15 protein-coding genes and 2 pseudogenes are annotated in these 15,315 nt (G+C 32.7%); 11 read left to right on the top strand and 6 right to left on the bottom strand.

All coding sequences use genetic code 11. The features are described from left to right. Positions 1 to 34: 34 nt before the first annotated feature. On the top strand, positions 35 to 778 hold the full coding sequence (locus HMPREF2658_RS06015; protein WP_000174269.1) for a glycerophosphodiester phosphodiesterase: 744 nt from the start codon (positions 35 to 37) through the stop codon (positions 776 to 778). 216 nt (positions 779 to 994) lie between these two features. On the opposite strand, the gene rpsD is transcribed toward HMPREF2658_RS06015, so the two are convergent. Both rpsD and HMPREF2658_RS06000 read right to left on the bottom strand, forming a co-directional pair. Further along, positions 995 to 1,597, bottom strand: a complete 603-nt coding sequence (rpsD, locus tag HMPREF2658_RS06005) for a 30S ribosomal protein S4 (RefSeq protein ID WP_000090512.1) — start codon at positions 1,595 to 1,597, stop codon at positions 995 to 997. Between the two features lie 243 nt (positions 1,598 to 1,840). Then, positions 1,841 to 2,305, bottom strand: a complete 465-nt coding sequence (locus tag HMPREF2658_RS06000) for a GAF domain-containing protein (RefSeq protein ID WP_000207595.1) — start codon at positions 2,303 to 2,305, stop codon at positions 1,841 to 1,843. Positions 2,306 to 2,441: 136 nt separating this feature from the next. Here HMPREF2658_RS06000 and ezrA point away from each other — a divergent pair, with 136 nt between their 5' ends. Continuing rightward, positions 2,442 to 4,136 carry a septation ring formation regulator EzrA gene (ezrA, locus tag HMPREF2658_RS05995; RefSeq protein WP_000244861.1) on the top strand — a complete coding sequence of 565 codons (1,695 nt, stop codon included), beginning with the start codon at positions 2,442 to 2,444 and terminating at the stop codon, positions 4,134 to 4,136. A gap of 73 nt (positions 4,137 to 4,209) precedes the next feature. Here the strand turns inward: ezrA and HMPREF2658_RS05990 are convergent. Further along, positions 4,210 to 4,314, bottom strand: a pseudogene (locus tag HMPREF2658_RS05990) (hypothetical protein); the annotation flags it as partial. A 177-nt stretch (positions 4,315 to 4,491) separates the two neighbouring features. Here HMPREF2658_RS05990 and HMPREF2658_RS05985 point away from each other — a divergent pair. From HMPREF2658_RS05985 to HMPREF2658_RS05960, 6 genes are all read left to right on the top strand, one after another. Continuing rightward, positions 4,492 to 5,640: a cysteine desulfurase family protein gene (locus HMPREF2658_RS05985; RefSeq protein WP_072468942.1), complete on the top strand. Its 1,149-nt coding sequence runs from the start codon at positions 4,492 to 4,494 to the stop codon at positions 5,638 to 5,640. Beyond that, complete coding sequence (thiI, locus tag HMPREF2658_RS05980) at positions 5,640 to 6,863, top strand: tRNA uracil 4-sulfurtransferase ThiI (protein WP_000872669.1); 1,224 nt, start codon at positions 5,640 to 5,642, stop codon at positions 6,861 to 6,863. Before HMPREF2658_RS05985 ends, thiI begins: the two co-directional genes overlap by 1 nt. Positions 6,864 to 6,906: 43 nt before the next feature. Beyond that, positions 6,907 to 7,677: a sulfite exporter TauE/SafE family protein gene (locus tag HMPREF2658_RS05975; protein WP_000365310.1), complete on the top strand. Its 771-nt coding sequence runs from the start codon at positions 6,907 to 6,909 to the stop codon at positions 7,675 to 7,677. A gap of 96 nt (positions 7,678 to 7,773) precedes the next feature. After that, positions 7,774 to 8,268 carry a thiol peroxidase gene (tpx, locus tag HMPREF2658_RS05970; protein ID WP_000136260.1) on the top strand — a complete coding sequence of 165 codons (495 nt, stop codon included), beginning with the start codon at positions 7,774 to 7,776 and terminating at the stop codon, positions 8,266 to 8,268. Between the two features lie 122 nt (positions 8,269 to 8,390). After that, positions 8,391 to 9,338: a class I SAM-dependent methyltransferase gene (locus HMPREF2658_RS05965; protein WP_000840580.1), complete on the top strand. Its 948-nt coding sequence runs from the start codon at positions 8,391 to 8,393 to the stop codon at positions 9,336 to 9,338. A gap of 87 nt (positions 9,339 to 9,425) precedes the next feature. Continuing rightward, positions 9,426 to 10,628, top strand: coding sequence for an acetate kinase (locus HMPREF2658_RS05960; protein ID WP_000040066.1), 1,203 nt, complete (start codon positions 9,426 to 9,428; stop codon positions 10,626 to 10,628). 245 nt (positions 10,629 to 10,873) lie between these two features. Here HMPREF2658_RS05960 and HMPREF2658_RS05955 read toward each other — a convergent pair whose 3' ends face one another. Further along, positions 10,874 to 11,374, bottom strand: a complete 501-nt coding sequence (locus HMPREF2658_RS05955) for a universal stress protein (RefSeq protein WP_000634175.1) — start codon at positions 11,372 to 11,374, stop codon at positions 10,874 to 10,876. Positions 11,375 to 11,514: 140 nt separating this feature from the next. On the opposite strand from HMPREF2658_RS05955, the gene ald reads away from it, so the two are divergent. Next, positions 11,515 to 12,633 (top strand): alanine dehydrogenase, encoded by a 1,119-nt coding sequence (ald, locus tag HMPREF2658_RS05950; protein WP_000689993.1) that lies wholly within the window; start codon positions 11,515 to 11,517, stop codon positions 12,631 to 12,633. A 127-nt stretch (positions 12,634 to 12,760) separates the two neighbouring features. Continuing rightward, positions 12,761 to 12,865 carry a hypothetical protein gene (locus tag HMPREF2658_RS05945; RefSeq protein ID WP_031785418.1) on the top strand — a complete coding sequence of 35 codons (105 nt, stop codon included), beginning with the start codon at positions 12,761 to 12,763 and terminating at the stop codon, positions 12,863 to 12,865. A gap of 77 nt (positions 12,866 to 12,942) precedes the next feature. Here HMPREF2658_RS05945 and HMPREF2658_RS05940 read toward each other — a convergent pair whose 3' ends face one another. Next, positions 12,943 to 13,998, bottom strand: coding sequence for a M24 family metallopeptidase (locus tag HMPREF2658_RS05940; RefSeq protein WP_000161656.1), 1,056 nt, complete (start codon positions 13,996 to 13,998; stop codon positions 12,943 to 12,945). 174 nt (positions 13,999 to 14,172) lie between these two features. Between HMPREF2658_RS05940 and HMPREF2658_RS05935 the strand changes: the two are divergent. After that, a pseudogene (locus HMPREF2658_RS05935) lies at positions 14,173 to 14,721 on the top strand (metal-dependent hydrolase); the annotation flags it as partial. 161 nt (positions 14,722 to 14,882) lie between these two features. Here the strand turns inward: HMPREF2658_RS05935 and HMPREF2658_RS05930 are convergent. Then, positions 14,883 to 15,296 (bottom strand): universal stress protein, encoded by a 414-nt coding sequence (locus HMPREF2658_RS05930; protein ID WP_000277602.1) that lies wholly within the window; start codon positions 15,294 to 15,296, stop codon positions 14,883 to 14,885. Between the last annotated feature and the right edge of the window lie 19 nt (positions 15,297 to 15,315).

Raw genomic sequence — 15,315 nt, 5'->3', positions numbered from 1 at the left:
GTTTATCAAAGTTTAACAGAAAGGTGACTTATCAATGACTCTGAATAAACTGAAAGATGAATTACAAATTGTTTCTCATCGTGGATTGCCGAGAGATTTTCCTGAAAATACAATGGTCGGTTATCGAGAGGTAATGGGGCTCAATGTTGCTATGTTAGAAATAGATGTTCATTTGACCAAAGACCAACATTTTGTTGTGATACATGATGAAACAATTGATAGAACATCGGATGGTAAGGGGCGTATTGCTGATTACACATTATCGCAATTAAAATCATTTGATTTTGGTAGTTATAAAGATGTTGCTTTTAAGGGAGAACGAATACCCACGTTAGATGAAGTACTTTCATTATGCTTAAAGTTCGATAAAAAGCTATTGATTGAATTGAAAAGTCCGAATTTATATCCAGGAATAGAATGTAAATTGCTGGCATTTTTGGAAGAAAAGAAAGTCGATGCGACACAAGTAGTTATACAATCTTTTGATATCGAATGCATCGAAAAGTTAAACACATTGGGCAGTATATATGAATTAGGTGTGCTTTGTAGTAAACGTAAGTATTGGTATAAAAAGCCAAATTTTTCAAGAATTGCTCAAATTGCTAGTTATGTTAATCCTAATTATGCATTAGTGACCAGAAAATTTGTTGATGAAGCACATCATCATCAATTACAGGTTTTGCCATACACAGTTAATAAATTGAAAACTGGAGAAAAATTAAGACAAATGGGTGTAGATGGATTAATTACAGATGATCCGAAATTATTTATTAAGTAAGACGATGAATGGTTATTTGATAGAGGGATAAGGATTCGTATATCGCAATTGATAATTTTAAAAACTAATGATGAAATACTAAAGATAATTCAACAAATAAGACTTGTAAATTCTAAGTTGATTGTAAAATAGGGTGGCTCCATATAATCTTGAATCTATCATTTTAAAATAATATAAAAAAACACCCACAATTGTGGGTGTTTGTATTGAACGGTATTATCTTGAGTAGTACTCAACGATTAATTGTTCGTTAATTTCAGCAGGTAATTCGCTACGTTCTGGTAAACGTACGAAAGTACCAGTTAAGCTGTCAGCATCAAAGTTTAAGTACTCAGGTACGAAATTGTTGATTTCAACTGATTCAACGATGATGTTTAATTTTTGAGATTTTTCACGAACTGAAATTGTTTGACCAGGTTTAACAGAATAAGATGGAATATCAACACGTTTACCATCTACTAAGATATGACCGTGGTTAACTAATTGACGTGCTTGACGACGGGTACGAGCTAAACCTAATGAATAAACAACAGCGTCTAAACGACTTGCTAATAAGATCATGAAGTTTTCACCGTGTACACCGAATTTTTTACCAGCGATGTCAAATGTGTTACGGAATTGTCTTTCAGTCATTCCATATAAGTAACGTAATTTTTGTTTTTCACGTAATTGTAAACCATATTCTGATAATTTTTTACGTTGGTTTGGACCATGTTGTCCTGGTGCGTAAGGACGTTTTTCTAATTCTTTACCAGTACCGCTTAAAGAGATACCTAAACGACGAGATTTTTTCCAGTTTGAACCTCTGAATCGAGCCATAATAAGACTCCTCCTTTAATTCTTTTTTGTTGTTATGAATAAACAAAAAAGAGTGTTGCATGCTTACTAAGATATATTGTTTTATGTGTCTTCACCTTATAGCGACAGTTACGTGACACGTCCGCATTGGGAACAACATAGCGCTCAATAATATACAACTGCTACTTTCGTTAATTCACACAAAGTTTATTGTAACATTTTCCTGCTAACTGTCAACACTTTATTGAAAATGCTGATGTCCTTTTATGCGAGTTGCTTTTCAATAATTTTAACAATTGCTTCAAGATGTTCCTTGTCATTGTCATCAAATCGATCCGTTATAGGGGCATCGATATCTAAGACACCGATAATTTTATCGTCTTTAAAAATTGGAACGACAATTTCAGACTTACTATTAGCATCACAAGCGATATGTCCTTCAAATTGGTGGACGTCAGCAATAACTTGAGTGCGGCGCTCAGAAACGGCTGTACCACATACACCTTTTCCAATTGGAATGTGGACACAAGCAGGGTGTCCTTGGAAAGGACCAAGTATAAGTTCATCTTGTTCTTTTAAATAAAAGCCGACCCAATTAACTTGATCTAGATTATCATTTAATAAGGCAGACATGTTACTTAAAATAGCAATCATGTGATGTTCATCTTCAATAAGGCTTGCTGCTTGTTTCTTTAATAATGTATAGTTTGTTGGCTTAATTGTTGTCATATTTAAAACCTCTTATTTTCATAGATTTTATAATAGTATAGAATTTCGAAAATATTATGGCAATAAATTCATTTTATAATTTATCCTTAAGCAAAATTACGTTATAATAGTAATGATAAATTAGGAGGAGAAGCATATGGTGTTATATATCATTTTGGCAATAATTGTGATTATATTGATTGCTGTAGGTGTATTATTCTATTTACGTTCAAATAAACGACAAATTATTGAAAAAGCAATCGAACGTAAAAATGAAATTGAGACGTTACCTTTTGATCAAAACCTTGCACAATTATCTAAGTTGAATTTAAAAGGTGAAACAAAAACGAAATACGATGCAATGAAAAAGGACAACGTAGAAAGTACAAATAAGTATCTAGCTCCTGTGGAAGAAAAAATCCATAATGCTGAGGCTTTATTAGATAAATTTAGTTTCAACGCATCTCAAAGTGAAATTGATGATGCAAATGAGTTGATGGATAGTTACGAACAAAGCTATCAGCAACAATTAGAAGATGTAAATGAAATTATTGCGTTATACAAAGATAATGATGAATTATATGACAAATGTAAGGTTGATTATCGTGAAATGAAACGTGATGTTTTAGCAAATCGTCATCAATTTGGTGAGGCAGCAAGTCTTCTTGAAACTGAAATTGAAAAATTCGAGCCAAGGTTAGAGCAATATGAAGTACTAAAAGCTGATGGTAATTATGTACAAGCGCACAACCATATAGCTGCCTTGAATGAACAAATGAAACAGCTAAGATTTTATATGGAAGAAATACCAGAATTAATTAGAGAAACTCAAAAAGAATTACCTGGTCAATTCCAAGATTTAAAATATGGTTGCCGTGATCTTAAAGTTGAAGGGTATGATCTGGATCACGTAAAAGTAGACAGTACATTACAAAGCTTAAAAACAGAGCTTAGTTTCGTTGAACCATTAATTAGTCGCTTAGAATTAGAAGAAGCTAATGATAAACTAGCTAATATCAATGATAAGTTAGATGACATGTATGATTTAATTGAACATGAAGTTAAAGCTAAAAATGATGTCGAAGAAACAAAAGATATCATTACGGATAACTTATTCAAAGCTAAAGACATGAATTATACATTGCAAACAGAAATTGAATATGTACGTGAAAACTACTATATAAATGAATCTGATGCTCAGAGTGTTCGTCAATTTGAAAATGAAATTCAAAGTTTAATTTCTGTATATGATGATATTTTAAAAGAAATGTCGAAATCTGCTGTACGATATAGCGAGGTTCAGGATAATTTACAATATTTAGAAGATCATGTCACAGTTATTAATGACAAACAAGAAAAGCTGCAAAATCATCTGATTCAATTGCGTGAAGATGAAGCAGAAGCAGAAGACAATCTGTTACGAGTACAATCTAAGAAAGAAGAAGTGTATCGTCGATTACTTGCTTCTAACTTAACAAGCGTTCCTGAAAGATTTATCATCATGAAAAATGAAATTGATCATGAAGTTCGTGATGTTAACGAACAATTTAGTGAACGCCCAATACACGTTAAACAGTTAAAAGATAAAGTGTCTAAAATTGTGATTCAAATGAATACATTTGAAGATGAAGCAAATGATGTTCTTGTTAATGCTGTTTATGCAGAGAAATTAATTCAATATGGAAATAGATATCGTAAGGACTATAGCAATGTTGATAAGAGCTTAAATGAAGCTGAACGATTATTTAAAAATAATCGCTATAAGCGTGCGATTGAAATTGCAGAGCAAGCTCTTGAAAGTGTTGAGCCAGGTGTCACTAAACATATTGAAGAAGAAGTCATTAAGCAATAGAAACTAGTATGTAGTTATACTTAAATAATATGAGCACTCTGTCAAATTGGACTGATGAGTTTAATAATTGAAGTTAGCCAACGATACGTTGTCTAGCTTCTTTTTTATATGGATATATGAAAGGGACAATAAATATAAATAGCAATTGTTTAAAGACAAACGTAATCAAATGTGATGTTTAAATTAATGTAGGTAGTGAAAATGCATCGTGCTATGCATAGAGTGAAATAGTTCAATTCTTATTAAAATGGGTGGAAAAATGATTAATTTTTGTTATAGCCTTTATTTTTTATGTGATAATAGTATAATGCTTGAGTAAAAACAATTTTAACGATTGATGATTAATGAAAGAGAAGTGTTTATTTTGATATATCTAGATAATGCGGCAACGACGAAAGCATTTGAAGAAGTGTTAGATACTTATTTAAAAGTAAATCAATCAATGTATTATAATCCGAATAGTCCGCATAAAGCTGGTTTGCAGGCAAATCAATTACTACAACAAGCAAAAGCTCAAATTAATGCAATGATTAATTCAAAAACAAATTATGATGTTGTATTCACTAGTGGTGCAACTGAATCCAATAATCTTGCTTTAAAAGGTATTGCCTATCGTAAATTTGATACAGCTAAGGAAATAATTACATCCGTGTTAGAGCATCCATCCGTATTAGAGGTTGTAAGATATTTGGAAGCGCACGAAGGATTTAAGGTTAAATATGTTGATGTAAAGAAAGATGGCAGTATTAACTTAGAACACTTCAAAGAATTAATGTCAGACAAAGTCGGTTTAGTAACATGTATGTATGTAAATAATGTAACAGGACAAATACAGCCTATTCCACAAATGGCTGAAGTTATAAAAAATTATCCTAAGGCACATTTTCATGTAGATGCGGTTCAAGCATTCGGCAAAATTTCAATGGATTTCAATAACGTAGATAGTATTAGTTTAAGTGGACACAAGTTTAATGGTTTAAAAGGTCAAGGCGTCTTACTTGTAAATCAAATTCAAAATGTTGAACCAACTGTCCATGGTGGTGGTCAAGAATATGGCGTTAGAAGTGGAACAGTTAATTTGCCAAATGATATTGCAATGGTTAAAGCGATGAAGATAGCTAATGAAAACCTTGAAGCATTGAATGCATTTGTTACTGATTTAAATAATGACGTCCGTCAATTTTTAAATAAATATCATGGAGTTTATATTAATTCTTCAACTTCAGGCTCACCATTCGTTTTAAATATTAGTTTTCCTGGCGTAAAAGGTGAAGTATTAGTTAATGCTTTTTCAAAATATGACATTATGATATCTACCACGAGTGCTTGTTCATCTAAACGTAATAAATTAAATGAAGTATTGGCTGCAATGGGATTATCAGACAAGTCTATTGAAGGTAGTATAAGATTATCATTTGGGGCTACTACAACTAAAGAAGATATAGCAAGATTTAAAGAAATATTTATCATCATTTATGAGGAAATTAAGGAGTTGCTAAAATAATGAAGTATGATCACTTGCTTGTTAGATACGGGGAATTAACATTAAAGGGTTCAAATAGAAAGAAATTTGTAAATCAATTAAGAAATAATGTAAATAAGTCATTAAAAGGACTTGATGGGTTTGTCGTTAAAGGCAAACGAGATCGTATGTATATTGAACTTGAAGACCATGCAGATATAAATGAAATAACATATCGATTATCAAAAATTTTCGGTATTAAATCTATTAGTCCAGTATTAAAAGTAGAAAAAACGTTAGAGGCAATGAGTGCAGCGGCAATTAAATTTGCGCAGCAATTTGAAGAAAACAGCACATTTAAAATTGATGTGAAGCGTGCCGATAAAAATTTCCCAATGGATACGTATGAATTACAACGTGAATTGGGTGGTACCGTATTGAAACAAATTGAAAATGTTTCTGTTAATGTCAAACGTCCAGATCATGAAATTCGAGTGGAAGTTAGATTAGATGCAATTTATATGTATGAAGAAGTTGTTCCGGGTTCAGGCGGATTACCAGTTGGTACTGGTGGTAAGACGTTACTAATGCTTTCAGGCGGTATAGACTCACCAGTTGCTGGGATGGAAGTGATGAGACGTGGCGTAACAATTGAAGCGATTCATTTCCATAGTCCACCATTTACAAGTGATCAAGCAAAAGAAAAAGTTATTGAATTGACACGTATTTTAGCTGAACGTGTTGGACCAATTAAATTGCATATTGTACCATTTACAGAATTGCAAAAACAGGTAAATAAAGTTGTACATCCAAGATATACAATGACTTCAACGAGACGTATGATGATGCGTGTTGCTGATAAATTAGTACATCAAATAGGAGCTTTAGCTATTGTAAATGGTGAAAACCTAGGGCAGGTAGCAAGTCAAACACTTCATAGCATGTATGCAATTAATAACGTAACTTCTACCCCTGTATTACGTCCTTTATTAACTTACGATAAAGAAGAAATTATTATTAAATCGAAAGAAATTGGTACATTTGAAACATCTATTCAACCATTTGAAGATTGTTGTACAATTTTCACCCCTAAAAATCCAGTAACCGAACCAAACTTTGATAAGGTAGTTCAATATGAAAGTGTCTTTGATTTTGAAGAGATGATTAATCGTGCTGTTGAAAATATTGAAACACTTGTAATAACTAGTGATTATAAAACTATTAAAGAACAGCAAACAAACCAATTAATAAACGACTTTTTATAAATAAAATCCTAGAGTAAATTTAAACATAAGGGGATGCTAAACTATGGATTTGAATTTAACGATGATTATAATCATAATTTTGTTTGGTTTTATCGCGGCGTTTATAGATTCGGTTGTAGGGGGTGGTGGTTTAATTTCTACGCCAGCATTATTAGCAATCGGTCTACCACCATCTGTGGCTTTAGGTACAAATAAATTGGCAAGTTCATTTGGTTCTTTAACTAGTGCGATAAAATTTATAAGGTCCGGTAAAGTGGACTTATATGTTGTTGCCAAATTATTTGGTTTTGTATTTTTGGCATCTGCATGTGGTGCATATATTGCAACGATGGTTCCGTCACAAATATTGAAACCTTTAATCATTATTGCACTTTCGTCGGTGTTTATATTCACATTACTTAAAAAAGATTGGGGCAATACACGTACGTTTACTCAATTTACATTTAAGAAAGCCTTACTATTTGCAGCACTTTTTATATTAATCGGCTTTTATGATGGATTTGTAGGTGGAGGAACAGGTTCATTTATGCTTTTTGTATTGTTAATCTTTGGTTTTGATTTTTTAAGCGCTGCAGGAAATGCTAAAGTTTTGAACTTTGCTTCTAATATAGGTGCGCTTGTATTATTTATGGTATTAGGACAAGTAGATTATGTAATAGGTTTAGTTATGGCTGCGAGTATGATTGTTGGGTCATATGCTGGGGCTCATTTTGCTATTAAACAAGGTGTTGGCTATGTAAAAGTATTATTTATTATTATTACTGCGATTTTAATTTTAAAAAATGCTTTTGATTATATTCAACAATTTGTATAAAATTAAATTTGCTTTTGATTAAAGCATGAAAATTGTAATCAAACCATAAATTGTCGTATGATGTAGTTAGAATTTTAAATGCAGGAGGTCAAGTATATGACTGAAATAACATTCAAAGGTGGACCAATCCACTTAAAAGGTCAACAAATTAATGAAGGTGATTTTGCACCTGATTTTACAGTGTTAGATAATGACTTAAATCAAGTAACATTAGCAGATTATGCTGGTAAAAAGAAATTAATTAGTGTGGTACCATCAATTGATACAGGTGTTTGTGATCAGCAGACTCGTAAATTCAACTCTGAAGCTTCTAAAGAAGAGGGGATTGTACTTACAATCTCAGCAGACTTACCATTCGCACAAAAAAGATGGTGCGCTTCAGCAGGTTTAGACAATGTCATTACATTAAGTGACCACCGTGACTTATCATTTGGTGAAAACTATGGCGTTGTTATGGAAGAACTTCGCTTATTAGCTCGTGCAGTATTTGTATTAGATGTAGATAATAAAGTTGTTTATAAAGAAATCGTTAGTGAAGGTACTGATTTCCCAGATTTTGATGCTGCTTTAGCTGCATACAAAAATATTTAATCATTAAAGAGATAAATCTTAAAATGTATACATCGTGTCCATCGTTGTCAACAGCATTAAAATAGAATTGTTTTCTATGATTGCTAAGACCTATGGGCACTTTTTATTGGAGAGGGACGAATATGGCAGAACAACAAACAATTATGGAACGCTTGTTTCATACGTTAGATGAAAAAGCTAAAACATTAAATAATGAAAATGGCCAAAGTTTTATTGAAAATCTTGGGCTAGCAATGGAACAAGTTTATACAAATGAAAGAGGATTGTTAGAACAATCGACGTTACAAGATCGACGTAAAGCATTCCAATTTGCATATTTAAGTTTAATGCAGGAAGAAAAAATACAAGCAAATCATCAAATTACACCAGATTCAATTGGATTGATATTAGGATTTTTAGTTGAGCGATTTATGAACAACCAAGAAGAATTACATATTGTTGATATTGCAAGTGGTGCCGGTCATTTAAGTGCTACTGTAAAAGAAGTGTTACCTGAAATTGCGGTTATGCATCATTTAATTGAAGTTGATCCAGTTTTATCACGTGTTAGTGTACATTTAGCAAATTTCTTAGAAATTCCTTTCGATGTGTATCCTCAAGATGCCATTATGCCACTACCGTTAGAAGAAGCAGATATCGTTATTGGTGATTTTCCAGTAGGCTATTATCCAATTGACGAAAGAAGCAAGGAGTTTAAGCTAGGTTTCGAAGAAGGACATAGTTATTCACATTATTTATTAATAGAACAAGCAATAAATACATTAAAAGATGCTGGATACGCCTTTCTAGTGGTACCAAGTAATATTTTTACAGGTGAACATGTAAAACAGCTTGAAAAATATATTGCAACAGAGACAGAGATGCAAGCATTTTTAAATTTACCACCAACTTTATTTAAAAATGAAAAAGCACGAAAATCTATATTAATTTTACAAAAGAAAAAATCGGGCGAAACAAAGCCAGTTGAAGTATTATTGGCAAATATTCCTGATTTCAAAAATCCTTCACAATTTCAAGGATTTATGACAGAGTTAAATCAGTGGATGGACACAAATCGTCCTAAAAAATAATCTGTAATAGTATAGTCATAAAACTGTATGAATGATAAAATGAAAAATGAAATAGTATAAAAAGCAAACGATGGAGGATCATTACTTATGTCAAAATTAATCTTGGCTATCAATGCTGGTAGTTCATCATTAAAATTTCAATTAATTAGAATGCCTGAAGAGGAATTAGTAACAAAAGGTTTAGTAGAAAGAATCGGATTGAAGGATTCAATTTTTACAATTGAAGTCGACGGGGAAAAAGTTAAAACAGTACAAGATATCAAGGATCACGTTGAGGCAGTTGATATCATGCTGGATGCTTTTAAAGCGCATAATATTATTAATGATATTAACGATATCGATGGAACAGGTCACCGTGTTGTACATGGTGGTGAAAAATTCCCTGAATCAGTAGCTATTACTGATGAGGTTGAAAAGGAAATTGAAGAATTAAGCGAATTAGCACCGCTTCACAACCCAGCTAACTTGATGGGTATTCGTGCTTTCCGTAAATTATTACCAAATATCCCTCATGTGGCAATTTTTGATACAGCATTCCATCAAACAATGCCTGAAAAAGCATATCTATATAGCTTGCCATATCATTATTATAAAGATTATGGCATTCGTAAGTATGGTTTCCATGGTACAAGCCATAAATTTGTATCACAAAGAGCGGCAGAAATGTTAGATAAGCCAATTGAAGATTTACGTATTATTTCATGTCACATTGGTAATGGAGCATCAATTGCAGCTATCGATGGCGGTAAATCTATTGATACATCAATGGGCTTCACACCACTTGCTGGTGTAACAATGGGTACTCGTTCTGGTAATATTGACCCTGCTTTAATTCCATTTATTATGGAAAAAACTGGCAAAACTGCTGAACAAGTATTAGAAATCTTAAACAAAGAATCTGGTTTATTAGGATTATCAGGTACATCAAGTGATTTACGTGACTTATCTGAAGAAGCTGAATCAGGTAAAGCACGTTCACAAATGGCTTTAGATGTATTTGCTTCTAAAATTCACAAATACATTGGATCATATGCTGCGAGAATGCATGGTGTTGATGTTATCGTATTTACAGCAGGTATCGGTGAAAACTCAGTTGAAATTCGTGCAAAAGTTCTTGAAGGCTTAGAATTTATGGGTGTTTACTGGGATCCTAAGAAAAATGAAAACTTACTACGTGGTAAAGAAGGATTTATTAACTATCCTCATTCACCAGTTAAAGTTGTCGTTATTCCAACAGATGAAGAAAGTATGATTGCCCGTGATGTTATGACATTCGGTGGTTTAAAATAAATTTTTAATAAATATTAAGCGTCTATCTCCGCTACAATTATATGTAGGAGCTAGACGCTTTTTGTATTGTTTGAAAATTAACTAGTGTAATGTCTCTCTTCACGAATATCTTAAAGAATTAAGTAGTCGAAGAAGATTATGACAACATTATTAAGTGAGTTTTATTTATAAACGATAAAAAACCAAGTGCAGAAAGTTGCACTTGGTTCATAATGATCAAGTAGTTATCTAATGATCATCTATATTTAATTTTGATATTTTTCACGTAATTGAGTTGTTGCAACTTGTGGTTGGAAGTCTGCTGGTAACTCTTCAGTACGAACAACTAACACGTCACATGGTGCATGACGAACGATAGATTCTGATACAGAACCAACAATAAATCTTTCCACAGCATTTAAGCCAGACGTACCACTCATAATTAAGTCTGCATTAATTTCATGTGCAAGCTTTTTCGGAATGATAGATTTAGGAGAGCCAAACTCTAGACGCGTTTCTACATCTTTAACACCAGCGTTAGTAGCTACTTCTTTATAACCATTTAATAATTCTTCTGCAAAATGCTTAGATTTTTCAGTAAATTGAGCATCATAAACTTCATAAGAAGAATATGTTCTTGAATCAATTACATTCACAATTGTTAACTTCGCATCGTTACGTTTAGCAACACCAACTGCTCTGTTAAATGCCCATTCCGCTTCATGTGAACCGTCAACTGCGATTAAAATATTTTTGTAAGTAATCATAGTAAGTGCCTCCTTGTTCTTTCTTAATTATATTTTACCACAATTTTCGGAAAAGTCAGTGTAATAACCTTTACAATTTTGTGGATTTTTGATTGCGCTTTCAAAATGTTCGCGTTAAGATGATTATGGAGGTGGATGGTATGAAAATTGGTATACCAAGGGAGATTAAAAATAATGAAAATCGTGTTGGTTTGTCACCGAGTGGTGTGCACGCTTTAGTAGAAAGTGGACATACAGTTTTGGTTGAAACGAATGCGGGTGCAGGATCATTCTTTGAAGATGTAGATTACAAAGAAGCGGGTGCTGAGATTGTTGCTGAACAAGCAAAAGTTTGGGATGTGGATATGGTTATTAAAGTTAAAGAACCACTTGAATCTGAATATCCATATTTTAAAGAAGGGCTAGTATTATTTACTTATCTTCATCTAGCAAATGAAGAAAAATTAACACAAGCACTCATTGATAAGAAAGTAATTAGTATTGCATATGAGACTGTGCAGTTACCAGACCGATCTTTACCATTATTATCACCAATGAGTGAGGTAGCAGGAAGAATGTCAGCTCAAGTTGGCGCAGAGTTCCTACAAAAACTTAATGGTGGTATGGGAATTCTACTAGGTGGTGTTCCAGGAGTACCTAAAGGTAAAGTAACTATTATCGGTGGTGGTCAAGCAGGAACAAATGCAGCTAAAATTGCACTAGGACTAGGTGCAGATGTTACGATTTTAGATGTTAATCCAAAGCGTTTACAACAATTAGATGATTTATTCGGTGGACGTGTACATACAATTATGTCAAATCCGTTGAATATTGAGTTGTATGTTAAACAAAGTGATTTAGTAATAGGTGCAGTTTTAATTCCAGGTGCTAAAGCGCCAAGACTTGTAACAGAAGACATGATTAAACAAATGAAAAATGGGTCAGTTATTATTGACATTGCTATTGATCAAGGTGGTATTTTTGAAACAACTGATAAAATTACGACACATGATGATCCTACATATATTAAGCATGGTGTGGTTCATTATGCAGTTGCAAATATGCCTGGTGCAGTACCGCGTACTTCGACGTTAGCATTAAATAATGCTACGCTACCTTATGCGCTCATGCTAGCTAATAAAGGGTATAGAGAAGCATTTAAATCAAATCAACCATTATCATTAGGTTTAAATACTTACAAAGGTCACGTAACCAATAAAGGCGTTGCAGAGGCATTTGAAATGGAATATAAATCTGTAGAAGAAGCATTACACTTATAATTTAAATTTGATGAAAAGGGAATGGATTACAGCGTATTAAAGAATGACGTTATCATCTCCTTGGTTATTAAAATTAAATAATGATAAATTAAAGCTAGAAACAATGCGAAGAAATCATCGAACATGAATGATATTGATTCATTACATGTTACTGATGAACATACCTGCATATGTGTTTCTAGCTTGTTTGTTACATATTGCATTTAGACTTGGACAAAAATTTATGTCCTAGGCGCTACAATGTTATATTGGCAGTGTTTGACTGAATGAGTATGCGCTTGTAACAAGCTTTTCATTTTTGTCCCACTCTTATTTTTCGTAATGTGTTAATACTTCGTATCCTTCATTAGTGACAAGTATGTCATCTTCAATTCTTACACCTGCAACACCTGGTACATAAATACCTGGTTCGATTGTAATGACCATGCCAGCTTCTAACAAATTAGAATTAGTACTTGAAACATCTTGATATTCATGTTCCTGTAATCCTAGACCATGACCTAAGCGATGAGGGAAATATTCACCATAACCTTTTTCTGAAATAATATTTCTAGCGATATGATCGATATCTTTTAAAGGTATTCCAGGTTTAATTGCTTGGATTGCAGATGTTTCTGCTTCTAATACAATATTATAAATTTCTTGTGCTTCTTGGCTAGGTTCACCAAATTTAATGGTACGTGTCATATCGCTACAATAATGCTCATAAATTACACCTAAATCAAATAGTACATACTCATTGCTTTTTAATCTGCGATCTCCTGGTGTGCCATGAGGTGATGCGGCATGATCTCCAAATAAAACCATCGTATCAAAACTCATTTCATTGACGCCATATTGTTTGATTGTTTGCTCAATATGGTTGACTACTTCACGTTCAGTCACACCTTCTTTTAAATAAGAAACACCTATTTCGATACACTTATCTGCTAACTCAGCAGCTTTACGTATTTTGTTAATTTCATCTTCAGATTTAATATTTCTCAATTGTTTGATTGTTAAATCAACATCTCCGAATGAATTGACATTGAAACCAGAGATTAATTGTTTTTGGCGTGCTACTGTTAAGTGCTCGCTTTCAATTAGTAATTTATTGATTGTTTGAGGATAAAGTGAAAAAGGATTTTCAGTGTCTAAATATCCAACGATTTCACCTGTGAAAGGTGATGCTTTGACTTCTTCGACTTCCATTTTTGGACAAAATAGTACTTGTTTACCATCTTTCTTAATCAATAATGCAAATAATCTTTCATGGGGTTCGCTACGGTATCCAGTAAAATAATATACATTCAACGGTGTTGTAATCCATGCTGCATCAGCTTGTTGATTGTTTAGTTCGTCTATTATTTTTGATATTTTTGTCATTTTATAAACACTCCTCAACATAATATTACTTACATTTTATGCTAATTATTATTATATTTCAAAATCAAGCTAATACATTAACTAGATTTTCAATTTTTAAAATTTGAGAATTTGTTATAATTAAGAGGCAAAAGGGTACTAAATTTATATAGTAATTGATAGGAGGATGCTCAAATGAAGTTATCATTTCATGGTCAATCAACGATTTATTTAGAAGGGAACAACAAAAAAGTTATCGTAGATCCATTTATTTCAAATAACCCTAAGTGTGATTTGAATATTGAAACAGTGCAGGTAGACTATATCGTTTTAACGCACGGTCATTTTGATCACTTTGGTGATGTTGTGGAACTAGCAAAGAAAACAGGTGCAACAGTAATAGGAAGTGCAGAAATGGCTGACTATCTTTCTTCATATCACGGTGTTGAAAATGTTCATGGTATGAATATTGGTGGTAAAGCAAACTTTGATTTCGGAAGCGTTAAATTTGTTCAAGCATTTCATAGTTCAAGTTTTACTCATGAAAATGGTATTCCAGTTTATTTAGGTATGCCAATGGGTATCGTGTTTGAAGTTGAAGGAAAAACAATTTATCATACTGGTGATACAGGTCTGTTTAGTGACATGTCACTTATTGCGAAACGTCATCCAGTTGATGTATGTTTTGTACCAATTGGAGATAATTTTACGATGGGTATTGATGATGCAAGTTATGCTATTAATTATGTTTTTGGTTCGTAATGGTTTTGTTTGATGCAAGTTGTTGGTTAGATAGTGAATAATATAAAAAATCCAGAACCACAGTCATAATCATTTCTTGTGTTACTCAGTCGATTGAGACTGCATCATGATTGAAAGATTATTTGTGATTCTGGATAAAAATTTTATTTAACGATTAATACAGGGATAGTCGCACGTTTTGCTACTTTGTGGCTGACACTTCCAAGTACAAATTTCTTTTTGTCTTCTGCTTTACGGTTACTTAAAACAACAATTTCGTATTTACCGCTATTAGCATGTTTTAATAGTTCTTCTTTTGCATTACCACGAACAATTATTTGGTCATAATCAATACCATAATCTTCTAAAGCTTTGCGTGTTTTTTCCAATCGCTTGCTTCGTTCTTCAGTAAGTTTGTTTAAATGAACACCTGCTTTAATTGATGCTTGAGCATCTTGTTCGCTGATTGCGTTTAAAACTGTTACGACTGTACCTTCGCCAGCTAATTTAGACACTTCTTTTAGTGCTTTTTCATTTTTCAACTGAGTGTCTACACCAAGTAATATATTTTTATACATTAGTACATCCCTCCTCACT

This window comes from Staphylococcus sp. HMSC062H10 (assembly GCF_001836945.1).
Taxonomy (GTDB): Bacteria; Bacillota; Bacilli; order Staphylococcales; family Staphylococcaceae; genus Staphylococcus; species Staphylococcus aureus.
Note: the sequence above shows the minus strand (reverse complement) of the source record. Positions and strands in the feature narration are given on the sequence as shown.